Origin of the sequence: Kineococcus arenarius subsp. arenarius (assembly GCF_050871845.1) — a bacterium.
GTDB lineage: Bacteria > Actinomycetota > Actinomycetes > Actinomycetales > Kineococcaceae > Kineococcus.
The window spans coordinates 1-22497 of the sequence record NZ_JBJLSE010000063.1 but is presented as its reverse complement, the minus strand read 5'-3'; the positions used below and the strand labels follow the sequence as shown (position 1 = coordinate 22497).

The following is a 22497-nucleotide window of genomic DNA, read 5'->3' as shown; positions in this document are numbered from 1 at the left end:
GGCCCCCGCCGGCGGGTGCCGGCGGGGGCCTGCTTCAGCGGGCGCGGGGCGCCGCGGGGGTCACTTCGACAGCGACCGGAAGATCTCCCGGGCGAGCTTCGCGGTCTCGCTGGGCGTCTTGCCGACCTTGACGCCGGCGGCCTCGAGGGCCTCCTGCTTGGCCTGCGCGGTGCCGGCCGAGCCGGACACGATGGCGCCGGCGTGGCCCATCGTCTTGCCCTCGGGGGCGGTGAACCCGGCGACGTAGCCGACGACGGGCTTGGTGACGTTGGCCTCGATGAACTTGGCCGCGCGCTCCTCGGCGTCGCCGCCGATCTCGCCGATCATCACGATGACGTCGGTCTCCGGGTCGTCCTGGAACGCCTGGAGCGCGTCGATGTGCGTGGTGCCGATGACGGGGTCGCCGCCGATGCCCACGGCGGACGAGAAGCCGATGTCGCGCAGCTCGTACATCATCTGGTACGTCAGCGTGCCGGACTTGGAGACCAGGCCGATGCGCCCGGGCGGGGTGATGTCGGCGGGGATGATGCCGACGTTCGACTTGCCGGGGCTGATGAGGCCGGGGCAGTTCGGGCCGATGAGGCGGGTCTTGCCGCCGGCGGCGGCCAGCGCGTAGAACTCCGCGCTGTCGTGCACGGGCACGCCCTCGGTGATGACGACCACCAGGGGGGTCTCGGCCTCGATGGCCTCCACGGCGGCGGCCTTGGTGAACTTCGCGGGGACGAAGATCACGCTGACGTCGGCGCCGGTGGCCTCGCGGGCCTCGGCGACGGTGCCGAACACCGGCACCTGCACGGGCGAGCCGTCCGCGCCGGTGAAGTCGACGCTCTGGCCGGCCTTGCTGGGGTTCACGCCGCCGACGACGTTCGTGCCGGAGGCGAGCATCCGCTGGGTGTGCTTGCGGCCCTCGGAGCCGGTCATGCCCTGCACGAGGACCTTGCTGTCGGAGTTCAGGAAGATCGCCACGGATCAGGCCTTTCCGGTGCTCGCGAGTTCGGCGGCCTTGGCGGCCGCGCCGTCCATGGTGTCGACGACGGTCACCAGCGGGTGGTCCGCCTCGGCGAGGATGCGCCGGCCCTCCTCGACGTTGTTGCCGTCCAGGCGCACGACGAGCGGCTTGGTGGCCTCGTCGCCCAGGATGCCCAGGGCGGAGACGATGCCCTTGGCGACCTCGTCGCAGGCGGTGATGCCGCCGAAGACGTTGACGAACACGCTCTTGACCTGCGCGTCGCCCAGGATGACGTCCAGGCCGTTGGCCATGACCTGCGCGGAGGCGCCGCCGCCGATGTCGAGGAAGTTCGCGGGCTTGACCCCGCCGAACTCCTCGCCGGCGTAGGCGACGACGTCCAGGGTGCTCATGACGAGCCCGGCGCCGTTGCCGATGATGCCGACCTCGCCGTCGAGCTTGACGTAGTTGAGGTTCATCTCCTTCGCCTTGGCCTCCAGCGGGTCGGCCGCGGCGGCGTCGACCAGCTCGGCGTGGCCGGGGTGGCGGAAGTCGGCGTTCTCGTCGAGCGTGACCTTGCCGTCGAGGGCGATGATCTGCCCGTCCTCGGTGCGCACCAGCGGGTTGACCTCGACGAGGGTGGCGTCCTCGGCGGTGAACACGCCCCACAGCTTCTGCACGACGTCGGCGACGGCCTCGCGCAGCTCGGGCGCGAACCCGGCCTTCTCGACGATCTCGGCGGCCTTGGCGGCGTCGATGCCGGTGCGGGCGTCCACGGGCACGCGGGCCAGCGCCTCGGGGCGCTCCACGGCCAGCTGCTCGATCTCCACCCCGCCCTCGACGCTGGCCATGGCCAGGTAGGTGCGGTTGGAGCGGTCGAGCAGCACGGAGAAGTAGTACTCCTCGGCGATCTTGGCGCCCTGGGCGATCATCACCTGGTGCACGGTGTGGCCCTTGATGTCCATGCCGAGGATCTCGCGGGCGCGCTCGGCGGCCTCCGCCGGGGAGTGGGCGAGCTTGACCCCGCCCGCCTTGCCGCGCCCGCCGGTCTTCACCTGCGCCTTGACGACCACGGTGCCGCCGCCCATGCTCTCGGCCGCGGCCTGCGCCTCCTCCGGCGTCGTCGCGACCTTGCCGTCCAGGACGGGTACGCCGTGCGCCGCGAACAGGTCGCGCGCCTGGTACTCGAAGAGGTCCACCAGTCTTCCTCGTCTTCGTCGTCGGAAGTTGTCGTGTCGCTGCCGACGAGCGCCCCGCACGGGGCCCGCGTCGGCCGGCACCGGGCGTTCAGCACCCTAGTGCTCTGCCACCACGAGGACCCGGTCGGCACGGATGACGCGGATCACACCACCCCCGCTGCCCCGGTGGGCCCCGCTGCCCCGGGCGCCAGGACGACGGTCCCGCCCGCGCGGCGCCGCAGCCGGGAGAGCGCGACGCGCAGCGGCGCCTCCAGCAGCACCAGGCACAGCACCGTCCCCGACAGCCGCCAGGGCGCGTGCCCGCCGACCGCGGCCACCGCGGTCGGCGGCACGGTCGCGACGAGCGCCGTCCAGTGCAGCCAGGGCAGCCCGGTGACCAGGACGGTCCAGGGCGCGCGGGTCGCGCGCGGCCCACCCGGGGCGATCGGCGCGGCACGCCGCCCGGGGGTGGCGCGGCGCCCGCGCACGACCTCGCAGGGCAGCCCGACGGCGTCCGCGAGGCGCTGCGCGGCGGCCGCGCGTGCCGACCCGTCGGGGTCGTCGACGCCGGTGAAGCAGCCCGGCGACCAGTCGCGCCGGTCCAGCGCCACCCGCGCCCCGCCCGGCTCGAGGACGACCTCCAGGGAGTCGGTCACCAGCTGCCGCGCCCCGCGGCGGAGCGGCGCGAGCACGAGACGCAGGGCGACCGGGGTGCCGGGCCCGGCGAGCGGGAAGCGCACGCGCCCCTGCGACCCCTCGAGCACCAGCTCCCCGCTGGCCGGGTCCCGGCCCAGCACGTCGCTGGCCGGCCCACCCCGCGGGCTGCGCTCGCCCCGCACCGCCACGCGCCGGCGCAGGGCGAGCAGGACGCGCAGGAGCGCGACCGCGAGGGGCAGGGCGAAGGCGCAGAAGCCCGCCACCAGCGCCGTCGCGACCTCGGCGTCCTCCAGGGGGCGGGTGCTCTCGTCCCTCTGGCGGCCGAGGGCCGGGGAGGTCACCACGTGCAGGACCAGCACGCACACCAGTGCCACGAGGTCCACCAGCACGCGCTCGAGCGGTGGCCGGGGCACGGGGACGACGACGCCGGCCGCGGCCGTGCCGGGCGGTTCCTGCTGCGCGTGTTCCCACCGCAGGCCGGCCCGGGCGAGCAGGTCCGCCAGCCCGCTGGCCGCGAGCAGCGCCTCGGGCTCCTCCGGCTGGGCCGGGCTCCAGGCGCCGACCGGCACCCGCCACACCGCCGAGCCGTCGTCCGCGAGCAGCACGAGGTCGACGCGCCGGTCCCCCGTGCCGGCACCACCGGCGCCGTCACCACCGTCGTCACCACCGTCGTCCCGACCGTCGCCGGCGCGCACGAGCAGGACCACCGAGCGCACCGGCGGGGCGCCGTGCCGGCCGGTGAGCGACCACACGGTGCGGCGCCGCGCGGTGCGGAACTCCAGGTCGCCGTCGACGAGGTCGAGCCGGCCGTCGGGTGCGTCCCGGCCGAGCGCCTGCGTGTCGTCCACGGGGTACCCGGGCCGGACGGGGGGCACGGTGGCGGGGACCTGCCACGGGTCACCCGCGCCGGTGCCCGGGCGGGCGCGCAGGCGGAAGCGGCTGCGGGGCCGGGGGCGGCGCGTCACGGGGCTGCCGGCTCCAGCGGTTCCACGGCGACGGTCGCGGCCAGGGCGTCCACCGCCGCGGCGAGCTCGTCACCGGCGGCGAGGCGCGTCCAGCGCGAGCGCAGCACGGCGCGCCCGCCGCCGCGCAGGCGCACCAGGTGGTCCACGCCCTCACCGTGCGGCGCGGCACCGGGAGGGGGGTCGAGGGGTGCGACGACGCTGCGCAGGCGCACGGCCGGGCCGGCGGGCAGCTCGACCTCGGTGCGCTCGCTGTGCACGGTCCACCGCGCGTCCTCGCCGGCGAAGGCGGCGTCGACGGCCTCGACGAACCGCGGGTCGGTGCCGGCGGCGATGTCCGCCCAGGCGAGCACCGGGTGGTCGGGACGCAGGACGAGCGCGAAGGCGAGGTCGGCGTCCGGGTCGCAGTCCTCGCGGGCCAGCGCGGCGACGCGTGCCAGGTGCCCGGCGGAGGCAGCGACCCGTTCGGCGTCGAGCGCCTGGCGCTCGTGCGCGGGCAGCTCGTGGGCGAGCAGGACGAGCACGTCCAGGGCCCACGCGTGCGCGTCGACGCCGGGGTCGAGGGGCAGCGGGATCCACCCGTCGGCGGGCCCGGCGGCCAGCCGCAGCGGGACGTCGGTGGGGGCGGGGCGGTTCACAGGGGTCCTCCTCGAGCTCGTCCATCGTCGAAGGTCTCGGACGCAGACCCTGCGGAGGGGCTCCTCCGCAGCACGTCACCCGGTCGGCTCACGTCCAGCGCAGGGTGCGGGCGACCGCGTCGAGGAGCACGACGACGCCCTCCTCCCACGGCACCCGCGGGGTCGATCCGGTGAGCACGAGCACGGTCGGCGGGCCCGCAGCGGCGCCCGGCAGCGGCACGAAGTGGTCCACGACGACGCTGCCGGGCCGGGCACCGTCCTCCCCCGCCACCGCCGGCAGGGTGCGCCGCCGGCGCACCGCCGGGCCGGCGGGCAGCTCGACGACGGTCACCGCGGCCGGGTCGGCACCGGTGGTGAGCGCCGCGGCCAGGCCGGCGGCGCCCGGGGCGCCCACGGCCTCCGGCGGGAGGACGTGCACGAGCAGCGAGGCGGGCACCACGACCCCGGCGACCGGGCGGGCGGCCAGGTGCAGCTCCAGCCCACCGCGGGACGCCGCCTCCGCGGCGGCGCTGAGCAGCTCCCGCTCCACCGCCGCGCGCAGCAGCGGCCGGTCGTCGCGGCCGGCGAAACCGCGGGCGACGATCCTCCGGACGGCCCGCTCGCGAGCCCCGTCGTCCAGGGGGACGCGGTCCCACGCCGCCGGGACCGTCACGGCGTACCCGGACGGGGTGCCCGGGGCGGTGACGGCCGTCGCGGGGGCCGGTGCGGCCGTCACCGCCCGCTCCCACCGACCCAGTCCTGCACGTCGCGAACCTTCTCGGGGAGGCCGCGCACCTCCGAGCGGGTCTGCAGGGCCCAGGAGGCGACGGCGGCCGCGGTGCCGCCGACGCCGGTGGCGAGGGCGGCACCCCCTTCCCGCGGCACCTCGCGGGTGAGGAAGCTCCAGGTCGCCCGACCGGTCGCCCGCACCGCCGCCGGGGGCAGGGTGGTGACGACCTCGACGACCTCGGCGGCCGAGCGGGCGGGCCGCCACGCGGCGTCGCCGAACCCCCAGAACTCCCCGGCGGTGGGCATCCGCAGCCTCGCCGCCGCCAGGTCCTGCACGGCCCGCGCTCCGGCGTCGACCGACCGCCACGCACCGCGGGTCGCCGAGACGACGGTCTTCGCCCTGGTCGTGGAGGTGCCGAGCAGCGCGGCGACCTCCCGCTTGAGGTCGCCGCCCCCCTCGGTCGCGAGCCGGCGGGCCAGGGCGGCGACGTCGGTCCCCTCGGGGACGGTGCCGCCGACCCTGCCGGCGACCTCGGTGAACCTCCTCACCGCGAGCGAGGAGGCGTCGTGGACCGCGGTGGCGGTGCGCGGCAGGTCGCGCAGCACCGGGGCCGCGGTCTTCAGGGCGAGCACGCCCACCTTGCCGAGACCGAGGGTGGCCAGGCCCACGACGTCCCCGGCCACGTCCTTCCACGACGCCTCGTCGGCGAGCAGCAGCAGCAGGTGCGCGGCGAGGGAGACGACACCGGCGGCGGCCGACACCACCGCGGCGACCGCGGCGACCGCTTGACCGCCGGGCACGAAGGCGGCGACGAACGCGACGACCCCGGCCACGGTCGCGACGACGCCGGCGACGTCGGCGACCAGCCGCAGCAGGTCGGTGTGCTCGCGGGACCAGTCCCGCAGCGGGTCGAGGGCGTCGAGGACGGCGTCGTACCAGCGGTCGGCGAGGGCGTCGCCGTCGCAGGCGGCCTCGACGGCCCGGCGGGCGCGCTCGGCGGCCTCGTCGCGGGCCTCGACGGCGAGGTCGAGGCGCTGCCGCGCCGCGGCGAGGTCCTCCGCCGCCTCGTCGGCGCAGGCCTGCGCGAGACCGCGGGCGGCGACCCGCTGCTCCTCGGCGGACTCGCGGGCCGCGACGGCGGCGGCGTCCGCGCCGGGCGCGGGCAGCGGCACGGTGCCGGAGCTGGCCCGCAGCGCGGCGTGCGCGGCGTGCTGCCGAGCCTCGGCGTCGCGGGCCTCGACCAGGGCGCCGGCGCTCTCGCCCTGGGCCTCCCCCAGCTCCCGCTCGTACGCGGCGAGCGCGTCGGCGGTGCTCCGGTACCGCTCGACCGCACCACGCAGTCGGGCCGACAACGAGGCGGAGGTCTCCTTCAGCGCTCCCACGGTCTTCGCGACCTGCGAGGAGTCGTCCGCGAGGCGGTCGAGGGCGGCGGCCTGCTCGGCGAGGGTGTCGGCGACGTCGCGGAAGCGGCGGGCCGAGCGGCTGACCTCGTCCGGGTCGCCGGGGACGGGGTCGACGGCGGCCAGCGGGCTCCAGTCGGTGGGACGGCCGTTCGAGGACGTTGCGGACCCGGGCATCAGGACGCCCCGGACGCGTCGCCGCGGGCGGTCGCGGCGAGCTGCTGCTCACGCTCCTCGAAACCGGTGACGGCCTCGCGCAGCCGGGCGGCGAACTGCTCCAGCGTCTCGCCCAGCTCGGTGCGCCGGCGGGTCGAGGAGTCGGCGAACTCCCGCAGGGCGCCGGCCAGACCCGAGTGGCCGACGACCTCCGCGACGCCGTCGGCGACGGCGTCGGTGCGGGACAGCGCAGCGGCCACCGCGTCCAGGTCGGTGGCGGACGCGGACAACCGCGAGGTGTCCAGGCGCAGGTCGGGCACGTCGGAGCTCCTTGTCAGCCGAGGGGGTCGGTGCCCACTGTGCGGGCCCCGGGCACCGGCCGGTGGGGCCGCGGAGGTGGCGTCACCCGGCGGGAGCACCGGCCCGCCCCGGTCGGGGCAGCGTCACCACGCAGCGTGCGGTGCCGGGACGTGATCGCGGGGAACCGCGTGGAACCATGCGCCGGTGAGCCCGCACCCCCTCGACGAGCCCGTCTGGGCCTCCCTGACCGGCGCGCACCAGCACCTCGCCGAGGGCACCGGGCTCGCCCGCCGCTACCCGCCGGACGTCTCGCCCTTCTGCGCGCTGGCGGACGCGCGCGACGAGCGGGCGTGGGCGGACCTGCGGGAGCTGGCGGGGGCGGGCGCCCGGGTGCTGCTGCCGGGGCTGGACGCCGCGCCCCCGGCCGGCGTGCGGCTGGTGCGGGACCTGCCGGGCGTGCAGCTCGTGGCGACCGGCGCGCTGGACGCGCGCCCGGACCCGGAGGCGCTGGAGCTGGGCGAGGACGACGTGCCGGAGGTGCTGGACCTCGTCGAGCGCACCCGGCCGGGGCCGTTCGAGCGGCGCACCCGGCTGCTGGGCACCTACCTGGGGATCCGCGACGGCGACGGCCGCCTGGTGGCGGTGGCCGGCGAGCGGCTGCACCCGCCGGGGTCCACCGAGATCAGCGCAGTGTGCACCGACCCCGCCGCCCGCGGCCGCGGGCTGGCGAGCCGGCTGGTGCGGGCGGTGGCCGCGGGGATCCTCGCGCGCGGGCAGACGCCGTTCCTGCACGCCGCCGCGGAGAACACCGGCGCGGTGCGGTTGTACGGGGCGCTGGGTTTCGAGCCGCGCCGCGCCGTGGCGTTCCCGCTCGTCGAGCTGCCCTGACCGCGGAGCTGCCCCGACCGCCGGGCTGCCGCCCTCGCGCGCCCGCCCTACGCTCGCCGCATGGCCCGCTTCGTCGAGGTGCACCCGCAGGACCCGCAGCCGCGGGCGCTGACGCAGCTGGTGGCGCTGCTGCGCGACGACGGGCTCATCGCCTACCCGACGGACTCCTGCTACGCGCTGGGCTGCCGGCTGGACAGCCGCACCGGCGCCGACCGGATCCGCCGGATCCGCCACCTGGACGAGCGGCACCACTTCACCCTGGTGTGCGCGGACTTCACCCAGCTCGGCCAGTTCGTGCACCTGGACAACTCCGCGTTCCGGGCGGTGAAGTCCGCCACCCCGAACCCGTACACGTTCATCCTGCCGGCGACGAAGGAGGTGCCGCGCCGCTTCGCGCACCCGCGCAAGAAGACGGTGGGCGTGCGCATCCCCGACCACCCGTTCGTGCGGGCGCTGCTGCGCGAGCTGGGCGAGCCGCTGCTGTCCAGCACCCTGCTGCTGCCCGGCCAGGACGAGCCGCCCACCGACGCGTGGAGCATCAAGGAGGAGCTGGACCACGTCGTGGACGCGGTGGTGGACGCCGGCGAGGTGGGCACGACGCCCACGACGGTCGTGGACCTGTCGGAGGGGTCCCCCGAGGTGGTGCGCGAGGGCGCCGGCGACCCGGACCGCTTCCGCTGACCCGGTCGCCGGCGCCCCGCCTCAGCCGGTGAACAACCGGGAGGCGCGCACCAGCGTCTCGACGAGCCCGTAGGCCAGGGGCACCCCGACGAGCGTCCAGGCGAGCGCCACGCGCGCGCCGGAACCGCCGCCGGTGCGGCCGCCGGCCGTCGCGCCGCCGCCCGTGGAACCCGTGCTCGCGCTCACGAGGCGCTCCTCTCCTGCTGCTCGTCCTGCTGCTCGCGCTGCCCGGCCGCGCTCGCGGCGACCGGCTCGTGGAACCGCTCGGACACCGGCCGCACGAGCAGGTTGGCGACGAACCCGACGGCCAGCAGGCCCACCATGGTCAGCAGCGCCGGTCGGTACGCCTCGGCGGTCAGGCTCCCCGGCGCGCCCTGGGCGTCGAGGAACCCGTTGACGATGAGCGGGCCGACGACCCCGGCGGTCGACCACGCGGTGAGCAGGCGACCGTGGATCGCCCCGACCTGGAAGGTGCCGAACAGGTCCCGCAGGTACGCCGGGATCGTGGCGAAGCCCCCGCCGTAGAAGGACAGGATGACGGCGGCCAGCAGGACGAACAGCGCGGTGCTCGTCTGCCCGAACAGCGCCAGCAGCAGGTAGGCCACCAGGCCGATCCCGAGGTACACCATGTAGATCGGCTTGCGGCCGATGACGTCGGAGGTGGACGACCACACGAACCGGCCGGCCATGTTCGCCATGGAGAGCAGACCGACGAACCCACCGGCGGCCGCGACGGCCACGGTGGAGGTCCCGCCGTCGCCGCGGAAGAAGTCCTGGATCATCGGGGACGCCTGCTCCAGGATCCCGATGCCGGCGGTGACGTTGCAGAACAGCACCACCCACAGCAGCCAGAACTGCGGGGTGCGGATCGCGTTGCGCGCCGAGACGCTCGCGGTCGTCACCAGGGCGCGGCCACGGACCGCGGCGGGGTCGAAACCGTCGGGGCGCCACCCGTCGGGCGGCACCCGCACGGTGGCGGCGCCGAAGGACATGAACAGCGCGTAGACGACGGCGAAGGTGACGAACAGCATCGCCACGGCCTGGCCGCTGGGCACGCTGCCGGCGACGGAGGGGTCGTAGGCGTCGTCGTACGCGCCCAGCAACCGGGAGGACAGCGGGCTCGCCACGAGAGCACCGCCGCCGAAACCCATGATGGCCATGCCGGTCGCCAGGCCGGGCCGGTCGGGGAACCACTTGATGAGCGTGGACACCGGCGAGATGTACCCGATGCCCAGGCCGATGCCGCCGATGACGCCGTACCCCAGGTACAGCAACCACAACTGGGAGGTGACGATGCCGAGTGCGCCGACGAGGAACCCGGTGACCCAGAACAGCGCCGAGGTCGCCATCGCCTTGCGGGGGCCGTTGCGGTCCACCCAGGTGCCGGCGACCGCGGCGGACAACCCGAGCATGACGATCGCGATGGAGAACACGACGCCGATCTCGGTGTTGCCGACACCGAAGTGCTCGACGAGGGCGTTCTTGTAGACGCTGGTGGCGTACACCTGCCCGATGCACAGGTGCACCGCCAGCGCGGCGGGCGGCACGAGCCACCGGTTGAAACCGGGGGGCGCGATGCTGCGCCGGCGGTCGAGGACGGACACCACGGGGTGCTCCTTCGCGTGCGGTGGTCCTGCGGGGGGCGCCACGCTAGGGCCGGGGAGCGCGCGGCGCCATCGACGCGCCGGCGCCGCCACCGCTTCAGCGCAGCGCGCCGAACACGCCTCCCGCGACGGCGGCGCCGACGAGGGCGCCGACGACCACCTGCGCGGTGGTGTGGTCGCGCAGCGCGACCCGCGACCAGGCCGCCGCCGCGACCAGGGGCACCGTCCACCCCAGGGTGGACGGCCCCACGGTGAGGGCCACGACGACCGCGCTCCCCGCCGCGACACCGGCGTGGACGGACATCTTCCACACCGAGGTGGCGGCCAGGCACACCGCGAGGCCGGTCCCGGACGCGGCCAGGAGCGCGAGCAGTTCGCCCGGCGCCCCCAGCACGCGCAGCAGCACCCAGCCCGCTGCGCTGGTGGCGGTGCCCAGCGCCAGGGGCGCGAACCGCTGCCGGCGCACCCGCAGGTGGTGGTCGCTCCAGCGGCGGGCCCGCACCCCGGCCAGCACCACCCCGTAGGGGATCCCGACGGCGAGCAGGGCCGCGAGCGCCCCCCAGCCGAGGCCCGCCGCCGGTGAGGACGCCGAGCGCACCGCGACCAGCAGCAGCGCGGCGGCGGCCAGGGGGGCGGGGGCGAGCGCCTCGGTGAGGGCGCGGGCCAGGAGCAGGCGCACGCCCGCACCCTGCCAGGCGCACGGGTCGCTGCGCGGTTGGGACGCCGCGCGGTTGGGACGCCGCGCGGTTGGGACGCCGCGCGGTTGGGACGCCGCGCAGCGGGTAGGCCCAGGAGTGCAGCGGCACGCACGGCAGCAACGCCGCACCGCACCGCACCGCACCGCACCGCACCGCGAGGAGGACACGCCCGATGTCGCAGCAGCAGCCCGAGCAGTCGCAGGACGTCCCCGGCACCACCGGGGCGATGGACCCCAAGCCGGACCACGGCGAGGAGAGCTACCGGGGCAGCGGTCGCCTGGAGGGGAAGAAGGCCGTCATCACCGGCGGTGACTCCGGCATCGGCCGGGCCGTGGCGATCGCCTACGCCCGCGAGGGCGCCGACGTCCTCATCAGCTACCTGAACGAGGACGAGGACGCCCGCGAGACCGCGAAGTGGGTGGAGCAGGCCGGCCGCAAGGCCGTGCTGGTCCCCGGTGACCTCTCCGAGGCCGCGCACTGCCGGGCGGTGGTCGCCAAGGCCGTGGAGGAGTTCGGCCGCATCGACGTCCTGGTGAGCAACGCCGCGTTCCAGATGACGCGCGACTCGATCGAGGAGACCCCCGACGAGGAGTGGGACCGCACGATCCACACCAACCTCAGCGCGTTCTTCCACCTGACCAAGGCGGCGCTGCCGCACATGCAGCCGGGTGCGTCGATCATCGGGTCCAGCTCGGTGAACTCCGACAACCCCAGCCCGACGCTGCTGCCGTACGCGGCCACGAAGGCCGCCATCGCCAACATGACGGCCTCGATGGCGCAGCTGCTCGCCGAGCGCGGCATCCGCGCGAACTCGGTGGCCCCCGGGCCGGTGTGGACGCCGCTGATCCCGTCCACCATGCCGGAGGAGAAGGTCGCCCAGTTCGGGCAGCAGGTGCCGATGGGCCGCGCGGGCCAGCCGGCGGAACTGGCCCCGGTGTACGTGATGCTCGCCTCCGACGAGGCCAGCTACGTCTCCGGTGCCCGCATCGCCGTGACCGGCGGCAAGCCGATCCTCTGAGGGGGGACTGGACCGTGGACTGGTACCCGCTGCGCCTGAGCACGTCCGTGAAGCAGCACGTGTTCGGCGGTCGCGCGATCGCCGAGGTGCTGGGGCGCAGCGGGTTGCCAGACGGCCGCGTCGCCGAGACGTGGGAGGTCAGCGACGTGGACGGCGAGGTCGGCGTCGTCGCCGACGGCCCGCTGGCCGGCACCCCGCTGCGGGACCTGGTGCGCGAGCACCCGGCCGAGCTCGTGGGGCCGGGCTGGTCCGGCAGCCGCTTCCCGATCCTGACGAAGTTCATCGACGGGGCGTCCGCCCTGCCGGTGCACGTCCACGCCGACGACGCCGCCGCCCGCGAGCTCGAGGGTCAGGAGAACGGCAAGACGGAGGCGTGGCACGTGCTGGCCGCCGGGGACGGCGCTACCGCCCTGGCGGGGGTCCGCCCGGACGTGGGTGTCGAGCGGCTGCGCGAGGCCCTGCTGGCGCAGGAGTTCGACACCGTGCTGGAGCGGATCCCCGTCGCGGCCGGCGACACGGTGTACGTGCCCGGCGGCACGGTCCACTCCTTCGGCCCGGACACGCTGATCTACGAGATCGAGCAGACCTCCGACACCCAGCAGCACGCCATGCCGTTCGAGATGGAGGACGGCTCCCCCGTGCCGGACGGGCAGCGGCGCGAGAACGTCGAGGCGCTGCTGCGCGAGACGCACCTGGACGCCCGGCCGGTCGTCACCGACGCCACCGTCCCCGCCGACGACGACGGCGTGCGCCGCGCGGTGTGCTGCGAGGGCCCGTACTTCGTGCTGCACCGCTGGCGCTGCGGGCACCCGGTGCGGGTGCGCCGGGAGTTCACCACCGCGCAGGTGCTGACGAACGTCGGCCCCGCGCCGGTGACGGTCCGGGCCGGTCAGTGGACCGGGGAACTGGCGCGCGCGAGCACGTTCCTGCTGCCGGCGGCGCTGGGCGCGGTGGAGGTGGAGGGCGAGCTGGACGTGCTGTGGGGGCACCTGCCGGGCTGAGGCGCCCCTCACACCAGGCCGGCGTCGTGCACGACGATCGCCACCTGCACGCGGTTGCCCACCTCCAGGTGGGCCATGACGCGTGAGACGTACGCCTTCACGGTGGCGGTGCGCATCGCCAGCAGTTCTGCGATGTCGGCGTTCGGCAGGCCGCGGCCGACGGCCACGGCCACCTCGCGCTCCTTCTGCCCCAGCCGGTCCAGCAACCGCAGCGCCCGCCGGCGGCGCTCGTCGTCCCCGACGGGTGCGCCGGGGACGAGGCCCGGGGAACCGGCGCCGGCGACGACGCGCCCGATGAGGCGGCGCGCGACGTCGGGCGAGAGGACGGGTTCACCGGCCGCGGCGCGCCGCACGGCCGCGACGATCTCCGCGGGCGGGGTGTCCTTGAGCAGGAACCCGTCCGCGCCGGCGCGCAGCGCCGCGAGCACCGCTTCGTCCTCCCCGAACGTCGTCAGCACGACCACGCGCGTCCCGCCGGCGGCGGTGATCTCCCGGGCGGCGCTGATGCCGTCGCGGCGCGGCATCCGCACGTCCACCAGCGCCACGTCCGGTGCGGTCGCCGCGGCCAGCGCGACGGCCTCCTCCCCGTCGGCGGCCTCCCCCACGACCGCGATGTCGCCCGGGCCGCCGAGCACCATCCGCAACGCCGAGCGCACCACCGGGTCGTCGTCGACGAGCAGCACCCGCAGCGGCGCGCCCGCGGCGGCGCTCACGCCGGCCACGGCAGCCGCGCCCGCAGCCGGAACCCGTCGCCGGCCGGGCCGTGCTCCAGCTCCCCGCCGGCCAGCGCCACCCGCTCGGCCAGCCCCACCAGGCCGAGCCCGGCGCCCGGCACCGCGCCGGGCGGGGACGGCGGCGCCGACGCGTCCCCGGCGTCGTCGACGACCACCTCCAGGCCGTGCCCGGGAGCACCCTGGACGTGCACGCGCACCTCGCGGCCCGGGGCGTGCTTGCGCGCGTTCGTCAGCCCCTCCTGCACGACGCGGTAGGCGGTGCGGCCGATCAGGGCGGGTGCCTGCGCGCGGGCGGGCACGTCCACCCGCAGCCGCACGCGCCCGCCGGCCTGACGGGCCTCGCGGGCCAGTTCCGGCAGGGCGTCCAGGGTGGGCTGCGGGCGACCGCGCGCCTCCTCGCCGGCCGGGCCGGTGACGTCCTCGGCGCGCAGCACACCGAGGATGTCGCGCAGGTCCTCCAGCGCCTCGTGGGTGCCGGTGCGGATGACGCCGGCGGCGCGGGCGACGTCGGCGGGGTCCGCGTCGGGGCGGAACTCCAGCGCTCCGGCGTGCATGCTCACCAGCGACAGGCGGTGCGCCAGGACGTCGTGCATCTCGCGCGCGATGCGGGAGCGCTCGGTGGTGCGGGCCTGCCGCACCCGCATCTCCTGCTCGGCGCGGGCCCGCTCGGCCTGCTCGCGCAGCGAGGCCACGAGCTGGTGGCGGGTGCGCACGTACGCGCCCCACCCGGCCACGGGCACGACGAGGACGAGCCCGACCAGCGGGACCGCCCACGCGGGGAAGCCCGGTTCCGGCCACAGCAGCCCGTACACCGTCCCGGCCAGCACGACACCGGCCGCCACCGCCGCCACCACGGGCCAGCGGCGGCGTGCGGCGACCGCGAACAGCGCCACCAGGGAGGGCACGCCCGCGACGACGGACACCGCGGAGACGGCCACGAGGACGCTCGCGACGACCACCGGTGCGCGCCGGCGGGCGTACAGGGCCAGCGTGGCCGGCACCCCGAGCAGGACGTCGGCGACCAGTGCCGCGTCGCCGCGCACCCGCGGCCCGGTGGCCTGGTCGAGCTCCACGCCGAGGAGGACCAGCCCCGTCGCCCAGCACGCCAGGACCACGACGGTGTCGCCGGCGAGGCGCAGCGCGGTGCGCCGGCGGCGACGGCGCGCCGGCCGTCCCACGGGTGCCGTGACCGGAGCCGGTGGCGGCACCCGTGGAACGCCGAGCAGCACCCCGCCCGCGCGTCCGCTCCCGACCGTCCCGTCGACCGCCCCGCTCACCCCGCCAGGTTAGGAGGGCCGGCACCTGACGCGGGAGCACCGCACGTCGCACCCCGCTGCCGCGGCATCGACCTCGGTCGACGGTCGGAGCACCCCGGGCGGCGGACGCGGCGCGGTGCGCCCGGTGGGCCGCCTCGGGGTGTGATCGACACGCCCCCGCTCCCCGTCCCGTGCACCGCAGCGCTGCGCGGACCCCGGCACCGCTGGTGGCGGCCACCGCGATCAGCGCGCGCCGTCAGCGCCCGGCGTGCTCGGCCTCGAACCCCTGGTCGGTGCGCCGCACGCACCACACCCGCACGTCCTTGCCGCCGGGACCACCCGACTTCTCGTGCACGCGTGCCGTGCCGTCCTGGACGCGGCCGACGCCGACGACCTCGTGGACGTGCGGGCCGAGGGTGAGCACGAAGGACGTCTCCCCCGCGAAGTCCTCCAGGTCCCGCGGCTCGCGGCCGCCGACCCGGTCGACGAGGTAGCTGCGTCCCGAGACGACCGCCTCCGTGCGCGTTTCACTCATGGCCGGACCCCCTGCAGCCGTGGTGGTGCCTGTCGGGAGCGAGTGTGGGGCACGCGGCCGCCGAGCACCAGGGGCCCGACGGCCGTGTTCAGCCGCGCACGGAGACGTGTTCAGCGGCGTGCGGGACGCTGTTCAGCGGTAGACCACGTCCACCCGCCGGAACGCGCCGAGCGCGTGGTCGGCGAGGAACGACTCGTGGTCGGTGCGCGCCCGCTCGGCGGCGTCCACGGCGAACCGCACCACGTCGTCGACGAACAGCTCCTCCGGGCCGATCGCCGCGGTGATCGCCGGTTCCACGTCGTGGTCCAGGCCGCCACCCTCGTCGGACAGGGCGTGCACGTGTGGAGTCGAAGTCGGACGGCGGCACCAGCCCGTCCAGGGAGGAGCGGCGGGCCTGCTTGAACTCCAGCACCACGTCGTCGGTGCCGTCGCCCGCGGGCCCCTCGATCAGCACGTAGTAGCGGGTCAGGCCCAGGGAGGCGGTGCCCTGCCCCTTGCGCTCGGCGACGTCCTTGACCCGCATGCCCGCGGCGCGCTCCGGCACCTCCAGGTCGTCGGCGTCGACGTACCGGTCGACGAGGCCCTGGAACTCCTGGCGCCGGCTGGAGACCGGCACGAGCTTCTTGCTGGCCTTGAACCCGCGGCGCTGCTCGTCGAGGTGGTCCTCGGCCAGCCACCGGGCGCGGCCCGGGGACAGGGCGTCGTCGATGAGGTCCCGCACGAGCTTCGGGGCGTTGTCGCGGCGCAGCTCGTGCTCGAGCTCGCCCTCCTCGGTGGCGTAGGAGCCGATCGCGTCGACGTAACCCTCCACGAACGCCCGGGCGATCGCGCGCTGCTTGCCGGGGCCCTTGCCGCCCAGCTCGTCGGCGGCCAGGACGAAACCCGTGGCGCCGCGCTTGAGGTCCCAGGTGAACGGGGCGAAGAACGCCTCGTCGTGGTCGTCGATGCCGAAGACCGGGACCTCGTCGCGGTTGGGCAGCACGCCGAAGTTGTCGGGGTGGACGTCCCCGGCGGCCAGCACCGTCGGCATCCACGCGTCCTCACCTGCCATGTCCCGGTAGAACAGCAGGCTGGTGCCGCGGAAGAAGCTGAACAGCGAACCGGCGAGCTTGTCGAACTTCGCCCGCGACTCCTCGTCGCCGCGGGCGATGCGGACCTGGTGGTCCTCCCGGATCGTCTGGCGCACGTGGATGCGCCGGTCGTCGCCGGTCAGCGTGCGCGGCAGCACCACCATGTCGCCGTCGGCGCGGGCCCGCGCGAGGCGCCGGAACGGTTCCACCCGGGAGGCGGTCCGGGGCTGGCGGTCCGGGTGGGTCTCGGTGCGCGGGTCGCCGGTGCCGTCGGCGAGGCGCTCGGCCAGCTCCCGCTTCGTCATCCGGGCGCCCACGGGCACGCCGCGCTCGCGAGCCGCGTCGAGCAGCTCGCCGCGGGTGGTGCTCCTGGGGTCGGGGGCGATGTCCGTGCCGGCGTCGTCCACGGGGGAACGGGTACCCCGGCCCGGTGGCCATGCGCGGTGTCACGGGACCGCAACGCCCGGGTGCGGCCGTGTGACGAGAACGTCACACAGGACGCTCCGTCAGAGCTTGACGACCGGCGCGTAGCGCAGCAGCAGGCGCTTGGTCCCCTCGGCGCGGAAGTCGACGTGCGCGACGGTCTTGTCGCCCTCGCCCTCCAGCCGCACCACGGTGCCCAGGCCGAAGGTGTCGTGGGTGACGCGGTCGCCGGGGGCCAGGCTGACGACGGGCCGGCTGCCGGCCGAGCGCGCCACCGGCCGCGACGGCGGGCGCAGCGCGGAGGAGGAGGCGGGGGACGCCGCGAACGCGGCCTCGCCGCGCCGCCAGTCCAGCAGGTCCGCCGGGACGTCGTCGAGGAACCGGCTGGCCGGGTACTGCTGCGGCGCGCCCCACGCGCTGCGCACCGCCGAGCGCGACAGGTACAGCCGCTCGCGGGCACGGGTCAGGCCCACGTACGCCAGGCGGCGCTCCTCGGCCAGCTGGTCCGGGTCGCCCAGGGAGCGCTGGTGCGGGAACGTGCCGTCCTCCATGCCGGTGAGGAAGACGACGGGGAACTCCAGGCCCTTGGCGGTGTGCAGGGTCATGAGGGTCACGACACCGCCGCCGTCCTCCTCCTCGGGGATCTGGTCGGCGTCGGCGACCAGGGAGACGCGCTCCAGGAAGTCCGAGAGGGTGCCGTCGGGGTCGGCGTCGGAGAACTCCTCGGCCACCGCGACCAGCTCGGCGAGGTTCTCCACGCGGGACTCGTCCTGCGGGTCGTCGCTGGCGCGCAGCTCGGCGAGGTACCCGGTCTGCTCCAGCACCGCCTGCAGGACGGTGGCCGGGGAGGCCCCGGACTCGGCCAGGGTGCGCAGGTCCGCGACGAGCTGCGCGAAGCCCTGCACGGCCTTCAGCGAGCGCGACACCAGGCCGGCGGCCTCGTCGGCGCGCTCCAGCGCCTGCCCGAAGGGGATGCGCTCGCGCTCGGCGAGCACCACCAGCGACGCCTCGGCGCGCTCGCCGATGCCGCGCTTGGGGACGTTCAGGACGCGGCGCAGGTTCACCGTGTCGTCGGGGTTGTCCAGCACGCGCAGGTAGGCGATGGCGTCCTTGACCTCGCGGCGCTCGTAGAAGCGGGTCCCGCCGACGACCTTGTAGGGCAGGCCGGTGCGGATGAACACCTCCTCCAGCGCCCGGGACTGCGCGTTGGTGCGGTAGAACACCGCGACGTCGCCGTAGCGCACGCCCGCGGTGTCGTGCAGGCGGTCGACCTCGTCGGCGACGAACTGGGCCTCGCCGTGCTCGTCGTCGGCGACGTAGCCGACGATCTTCTCCCCCGCCCCGGAGGCGGTCCACAGGTTCTTCGCGCGGCGGTCGGTGTTGACGGCGATGACCTGGTTGGCGGCGGTGAGGATGGTCTGGGTGGAGCGGTAGTTCTGCTCCAGCAGGACGGTGCGCGCGTCCGGGTAGTCCTGCTCGAACTCGGTGATGTTGCGGATGGTGGCGCCGCGGAAGGCGTAGATCGACTGGTCGGCGTCGCCGACGACGGTCAGCTCCGCGGGCGGCACCGCCAGGGCGTGACCGGCGCGGGCGGCGGCCTCGCTGACGGAGCCGCCGACGAGCTCGCGCACCAGCACGTACTGGGCGTGGTTGGTGTCCTGGTACTCGTCGACGAGGACGTGGCGGAAGCGCCGGCGGTAGTGCTCGGCCACGTCGGGGAACGCCTGCAGCAGGTGGACGGTGGAGGAGATGAGGTCGTCGAAGTCCATGGCGTGCGCCTGGCGCAGCCGCTGCTGGTAGGTGCGGTACACCTGCGCCAGCACGCGCTCGGCCGGGGCGGCGTCCTCGGCGTGCGCGCGCTCGGCGTACGCCTCCTCGTCGACGAGCTCGTTCTTGAGGTTGGAGACCATCACGCTCAGCGCGCGGGGGGCGTGCTTCTTGGGGTCCAGCTCCAGCTCGCGCACGACCATCGCCATCAGCCGCTGGGAGTCGGCGGAGTCGTAGATGGAGAACGACGAGCGCATCCCCAGGGTGGCCGCCTCCCGGCGCAGGATCCGCACGCACGCGGAGTGGAACGTGGACACCCACATGCTGCGCGCGCCCATCCCGACGACCTCGCCGGCCAGGGCGGCCACCCGCTCGCGCATCTCGGCGGCGGCCTTGTTCGTGAAGGTGATCGCGAGGATCTGCCCGGGGGTGGCGCGCCCCTCGGCCAGCAGGTGGGCGATGCGGTGGGTCAGCACGCGCGTCTTGCCGGAGCCGGCGCCGGCGACGATGAGCAGCGGGGAGCCGGCGTGCACGACGGCCTCGCGCTGCTGCGGGTTCAGGCCGGCCAGCAGCGCGGCACCGCCGTCGCCGCGGGCGGGCGCGGCGGAGCGTCCGGCGGGGGCGTCGTCCGGGCCGCCGAGGGGGAGGTCGTCGAACAGGGTGCTCATCGCGCCCCAGGGTAGGCCCGCGCGCGGACACTCCCCGGCTCGCGCGGGGGCCGCGACGGGCGTGCACTGGAGGGGACGCGGGAACGGCCCGACCGCACCGGTCCTGAACCGACCACTCCGGTCCACCACGGTCTACTCTGGTCCGGTGCCCCGTCCCACCCGAGAGCAGATCGACGAGGAGATCCTCGACACCGCCGCCGCCCTCTTCGCCCGCCACGGCTTCGCGGAGACCTCCGTGCAGCGCGTCGCCGACGCCACCGGGTACTCCAAGACGGGCCTGCTGCACCGCTTCCCCACCAAGGACGCGCTGCAGGCCGCGGCGCTCGCGGCGACCCTGCAGCGCGTGCGCCGCGTCGTGGACGGCGTCACCGCCTCCCCGCCCGGACCCGCCCGGGACCGCGCCGCCCTGGAGGCGCTGACCGACCTCGCCCTGGCCCGCCCCGGCTTCACCGCCCTGGCGCTGTCGTCGGTCAGCCGCGGCGAGGAGCAGACCCTGCCGCTGACCGAGCTCGCCGACGCCCTCTTCGAGGCGTTCGCGGCACCCGCCCCCACCGGCACCGGCACCGAGCGCGCCGTGCGCCTGACCAGCGCCCTGGGCGGCCTGGCCATCGCCGCGCTGGCCTGCCGCGCCCTCCAGGACGCCGGGACCGTGCGCCCGCTGCTCGTCGACGCCGCCCTCGGCGCCCTCGGCCACCCCACCCCCACCGCGCCCCCCACCGACGCCGTCACCGGCGCCTGAGAACCCGGAGGAACGACCCATGGCCACCTTCCTGCACCGCCTGGGACTGGGGGCGGTGCGCCACCGCCTGCTCGTCGTGGGCGTCTGGGTGCTCGTCCTGCTGGGCACCGGGGTCGGCGCCGCCACGCTGGCCGGCTCCACCGTGAACACCTTCGAGATCCCCGGGCAGGAGTCCACGACGGCGCTGCGCCTGATCGACGAGCGCTTCGGCGAGCGCTCCACCGGTGCGAGCGCCCAGGTGGTCCTGCAGGCCCCCGACGGCGAGCAGGTCACCGCGCCGGAGAACGCCGCCACCGTGGCGCAGCTCGTCGCGCAGCTGCAGGAGCTGCCCGGCGTGACGAGCGCCACGAACCCCCTGGACCCGCAGGCGCCGACGGTCTCCCCCGACCAGCGCGCCGTCTACAGCACCGTCACCTACGACGTGCAGGCACCCGAGATCACCGAGGCGCAGCGCGAGGCGCTGCTCGGCGTGCTGGAGGACGCGCGCGCCGCGGGGCTCACCGCGGAGGCCACCGGCGAGGCCACGCAGGCGGTCTCGGAGGTCGGCGGCGCCGCCGAGGCCGTCGGCGTCGTGGCCGCCCTGGTGGTCCTCGCCATCACCTACGGCTCACTGGTGGCGGCCGGCATGAACCTGCTCACCGCGCTGGTGGGGGTCGCCACCGGCGTCCTGGGCATCACCGTGCTCACCGGGTTCGTGGACCTGCAGTCCACCACCCCGATCCTCGCGGTGATGCTGGGCCTGGCCGTCGGCATCGACTACGCCCTGTTCATCGTCACGCGCTTCCGGCACGAGCTGCTGGAGGGCCGGCCCGTGGCCGAGGCCGCCGCGGTCGCCACCGGCACCGCCGGCTCGGCGGTGCTGACCGCCGGGCTCACCGTCGTCATCGCGCTGGCGGGCCTGTCGGTGGCCGGCATCCCGTTCCTCACCGAGATGGGCCTGGCGGCCGCCGCCACGGTCGTCGTCGCCGTGCTGGTGGCGCTCACGCTCGTGCCGGCCGCGCTGGGCCTGGTCGGCCTGCGCGCCCTGCCGCGGCGGGCGCGGCGGGCGCTGGCCCACGAGGGCGGCCAGCACGTCGCGCTGCCCTCCCCCGACGCCGGCGACCGGGGGTTCTTCAGCGGCTGGGCGCGCACCGTGACGCGGTGGCGCTGGCCCAGCCTGCTGGCCGCCACCGTGGTGCTGGCGGTCGTGGCGGTGCCGGTGTTCTCGCTGCGCACCACGCTGAACCAGCTGCCCCCGGAGGACAGCACCCAGGCGCGCGCCGCGCAGCTGCTGTCCGAGCGGTTCGGGGCGGGCGTGACCGGGCCCCTGCTGGTCCTGGTGGACGGCGAGGGCGCGTACGAGCGCGCCCAGCAGGTGCAGACGGAGGTCGCCGAGCTGCCGGGCGTGGCGCTGGCCACTCCCGCCCAGCCGAACGCGGACGGCACCGCCGCCCTGATCACCGCCATCCCCACCACCGGCCCCGACGACGAGGCCACCCGCGAGCTCGTGGCCGACATCCGCGCCCGCCTGGCCGAGGACGCCGCCGAGGGCACCGAGGCGTACGTCACCGGCAGCACCGCCGTGAGCGTGGACGTCTCGCAGACCCTCGACGAGGCGCTGCCGGTGTACCTGGTGCTCGTGGTGGGGCTGGCGCTGCTGCTGCTGGTGCTGGTGTTCCGCTCGCTGCTGGTGCCGCTGGTCGGGGTGCTGGGCTTCCTGCTGACCATCGGCTCCTCGCTGGGCGCCACCGTCGCGGTGTTCCAGTGGGGCTGGCTGAAGGACCTGGTCAACGCCGAGGCCACCGGCCCGCTGCTGAGCCTGGCGCCGATCATCGTGGTCGGCATCCTCTTCGGCCTGGCGATGGACTACCAGGTCTTCCTCGTCTCGCGGATGCACGAGGCGCACGCCCACGGCGCCGAGCCGGTGACGGCGGTGCGCACCGGGTTCCGGCAGGCGGCGCCGGTGGTGGTGGCCGCGGCAGCGATCATGTTCGCGGTGTTCGCGGGCTTCGTGCCCGAGGGGGACGCGACGATCAAGCCGATCGCGTTCGCGCTGGCCGTCGGCATCCTCGCCGACGCGGTGGTGGTGCGGATGGTGCTGGTGCCGGCGGCGCTGGCGCTGCTGGGCCGCTCGGCGTGGTGGCTGCCGCGCTGGCTGCGCTGGCTGCCGGCGCTGGACGTGGAGGGTGCCGCGCTGGAGCGCCGGTCGCCGGGGCGGGCGCACGAGCAGGTGTGAGGCGGCTCACCCGCGGTGCCCGGGAATCGACGGGCACCGCGCGCGCTTGGACCAGGAGGTCGCCCCGGTACGTGTCCCCGGGCCTCACCCCCAGCCGCTGCGAGCGGCCCTTCGCCGCGAGGCGACCGTCGGGGCGACCACCAACGCGACAGGGCCACCCGGGATACCGGGTGGGCCTGTCGCGTCGCGGGTGGGGCCACAGGCGTCGGTGCGCCGGCGGCGGGTGGTCGCGACAATGAAACCGCCGATGAAAA

Annotated in this window: 21 protein-coding genes; 6 read left to right on the top strand and 15 right to left on the bottom strand. The window is 76.0% G+C overall.

Annotated features, from left to right (window positions below; genetic code table 11):
* Positions 1-60: 60 nt before the first annotated feature.
* The 7 genes from sucD to ACRYM0_RS14460 all read right to left on the bottom strand — a co-directional run bounded on the left by sucD (position 61) and on the right by ACRYM0_RS14460 (position 6966).
* Positions 61-966 carry a succinate--CoA ligase subunit alpha gene (gene sucD / locus ACRYM0_RS14490; RefSeq protein WP_432506225.1) on the bottom strand — a complete coding sequence of 302 codons (906 nt, stop codon included), beginning with the start codon at positions 964-966 and terminating at the stop codon, positions 61-63.
* A 3-nt stretch (positions 967-969) separates the two neighbouring features.
* Entirely contained in the window at positions 970-2145 is a 1176-nt protein-coding gene (sucC, locus tag ACRYM0_RS14485; RefSeq protein ID WP_432506223.1) for an ADP-forming succinate--CoA ligase subunit beta, read from the bottom strand.
* A gap of 143 nt (positions 2146-2288) precedes the next feature.
* Positions 2289-3746 (bottom strand): hypothetical protein, encoded by a 1458-nt coding sequence (locus ACRYM0_RS14480; protein ID WP_432506221.1) that lies wholly within the window; start codon positions 3744-3746, stop codon positions 2289-2291.
* The gene (locus ACRYM0_RS14475) at positions 3743-4381 is read right to left on the bottom strand and encodes a hypothetical protein (protein ID WP_432506219.1); all 639 of its coding nucleotides are present in this window, start codon (positions 4379-4381) and stop codon (positions 3743-3745) included. The genes ACRYM0_RS14480 and ACRYM0_RS14475 overlap by 4 nt, the downstream gene beginning before the upstream one ends.
* A gap of 88 nt (positions 4382-4469) precedes the next feature.
* The gene (locus tag ACRYM0_RS14470) at positions 4470-5096 is read right to left on the bottom strand and encodes a hypothetical protein (protein ID WP_432506217.1); all 627 of its coding nucleotides are present in this window, start codon (positions 5094-5096) and stop codon (positions 4470-4472) included.
* A complete protein-coding gene (locus ACRYM0_RS14465; protein ID WP_432506215.1) occupies positions 5093-6667 on the bottom strand; it encodes a hypothetical protein in 1575 nt (524 codons plus the stop codon). The genes ACRYM0_RS14470 and ACRYM0_RS14465 overlap by 4 nt, the downstream gene beginning before the upstream one ends.
* On the bottom strand, positions 6667-6966 hold the full coding sequence (locus ACRYM0_RS14460; protein ID WP_432506213.1) for a hypothetical protein: 300 nt from the start codon (positions 6964-6966) through the stop codon (positions 6667-6669). The genes ACRYM0_RS14465 and ACRYM0_RS14460 overlap by 1 nt, the downstream gene beginning before the upstream one ends.
* 184 nt (positions 6967-7150) lie before the next feature.
* On the opposite strand from ACRYM0_RS14460, the gene ACRYM0_RS14455 reads away from it, so the two are divergent.
* Both ACRYM0_RS14455 and ACRYM0_RS14450 read left to right on the top strand, forming a co-directional pair.
* Positions 7151-7834 carry a GNAT family N-acetyltransferase gene (locus ACRYM0_RS14455; protein WP_432506211.1) on the top strand — a complete coding sequence of 228 codons (684 nt, stop codon included), beginning with the start codon at positions 7151-7153 and terminating at the stop codon, positions 7832-7834.
* A gap of 60 nt (positions 7835-7894) precedes the next feature.
* A complete protein-coding gene (locus ACRYM0_RS14450) occupies positions 7895-8515 on the top strand; it encodes an L-threonylcarbamoyladenylate synthase (RefSeq protein WP_432506209.1) in 621 nt (206 codons plus the stop codon).
* A 21-nt stretch (positions 8516-8536) separates the two neighbouring features.
* Here the strand turns inward: ACRYM0_RS14450 and ACRYM0_RS14445 are convergent, their stop codons facing one another.
* The 3 genes from ACRYM0_RS14445 to ACRYM0_RS14435 form a co-directional block, all read right to left on the bottom strand.
* Positions 8537-8701 carry an MFS transporter small subunit gene (locus ACRYM0_RS14445; protein ID WP_432506207.1) on the bottom strand — a complete coding sequence of 55 codons (165 nt, stop codon included), beginning with the start codon at positions 8699-8701 and terminating at the stop codon, positions 8537-8539.
* Positions 8698-10122, bottom strand: a complete 1425-nt coding sequence (locus ACRYM0_RS14440; protein ID WP_432506205.1) for an OFA family MFS transporter — start codon at positions 10120-10122, stop codon at positions 8698-8700. Before ACRYM0_RS14440 ends, ACRYM0_RS14445 begins: the two co-directional genes overlap by 4 nt.
* Before the next feature lie 94 nt (positions 10123-10216).
* Positions 10217-10798 carry a phosphoesterase PA-phosphatase gene (locus ACRYM0_RS14435; RefSeq protein WP_432506204.1) on the bottom strand — a complete coding sequence of 194 codons (582 nt, stop codon included), beginning with the start codon at positions 10796-10798 and terminating at the stop codon, positions 10217-10219.
* Positions 10799-10989: 191 nt separating this feature from the next.
* Here ACRYM0_RS14435 and ACRYM0_RS14430 point away from each other — a divergent pair, with 191 nt between their 5' ends.
* Positions 10990-11835, top strand: a complete 846-nt coding sequence (locus ACRYM0_RS14430) for a glucose 1-dehydrogenase (protein ID WP_432506202.1) — start codon at positions 10990-10992, stop codon at positions 11833-11835.
* Positions 11836-11849: 14 nt separating this feature from the next.
* Positions 11850-12836: a type I phosphomannose isomerase catalytic subunit gene (locus ACRYM0_RS14425; RefSeq protein ID WP_432506200.1), complete on the top strand. Its 987-nt coding sequence runs from the start codon at positions 11850-11852 to the stop codon at positions 12834-12836.
* Positions 12837-12844: 8 nt separating this feature from the next.
* Here the strand turns inward: ACRYM0_RS14425 and ACRYM0_RS14420 are convergent, their stop codons facing one another.
* From ACRYM0_RS14420 to pcrA, 5 genes are all read right to left on the bottom strand, one after another.
* Entirely contained in the window at positions 12845-13549 is a 705-nt protein-coding gene (locus ACRYM0_RS14420) for a response regulator (RefSeq protein WP_432506198.1), read from the bottom strand.
* Positions 13546-14847, bottom strand: coding sequence for a sensor histidine kinase (locus ACRYM0_RS14415; RefSeq protein WP_432506196.1), 1302 nt, complete (start codon positions 14845-14847; stop codon positions 13546-13548). The genes ACRYM0_RS14420 and ACRYM0_RS14415 overlap by 4 nt, the downstream gene beginning before the upstream one ends.
* Positions 14848-15082: 235 nt before the next feature.
* Positions 15083-15361 carry a hypothetical protein gene (locus tag ACRYM0_RS14410; RefSeq protein ID WP_432506194.1) on the bottom strand — a complete coding sequence of 93 codons (279 nt, stop codon included), beginning with the start codon at positions 15359-15361 and terminating at the stop codon, positions 15083-15085.
* An 88-nt stretch (positions 15362-15449) separates the two neighbouring features.
* A complete protein-coding gene (locus ACRYM0_RS14405; protein ID WP_432506192.1) occupies positions 15450-16838 on the bottom strand; it encodes a DUF2252 family protein in 1389 nt (462 codons plus the stop codon).
* A 99-nt stretch (positions 16839-16937) separates the two neighbouring features.
* Positions 16938-19289 (bottom strand): DNA helicase PcrA, encoded by a 2352-nt coding sequence (pcrA, locus tag ACRYM0_RS14400; protein ID WP_432506191.1) that lies wholly within the window; start codon positions 19287-19289, stop codon positions 16938-16940.
* 145 nt (positions 19290-19434) lie between these two features.
* Here pcrA and ACRYM0_RS14395 point away from each other — a divergent pair, with 145 nt between their 5' ends.
* On the top strand, positions 19435-20028 hold the full coding sequence (locus ACRYM0_RS14395) for a TetR/AcrR family transcriptional regulator (RefSeq protein ID WP_432506189.1): 594 nt from the start codon (positions 19435-19437) through the stop codon (positions 20026-20028).
* 19 nt (positions 20029-20047) lie between these two features.
* A complete protein-coding gene (locus ACRYM0_RS14390; protein WP_432506187.1) occupies positions 20048-22243 on the top strand; it encodes an MMPL family transporter in 2196 nt (731 codons plus the stop codon).
* Positions 22244-22497: the final 254 nt, after the last annotated feature.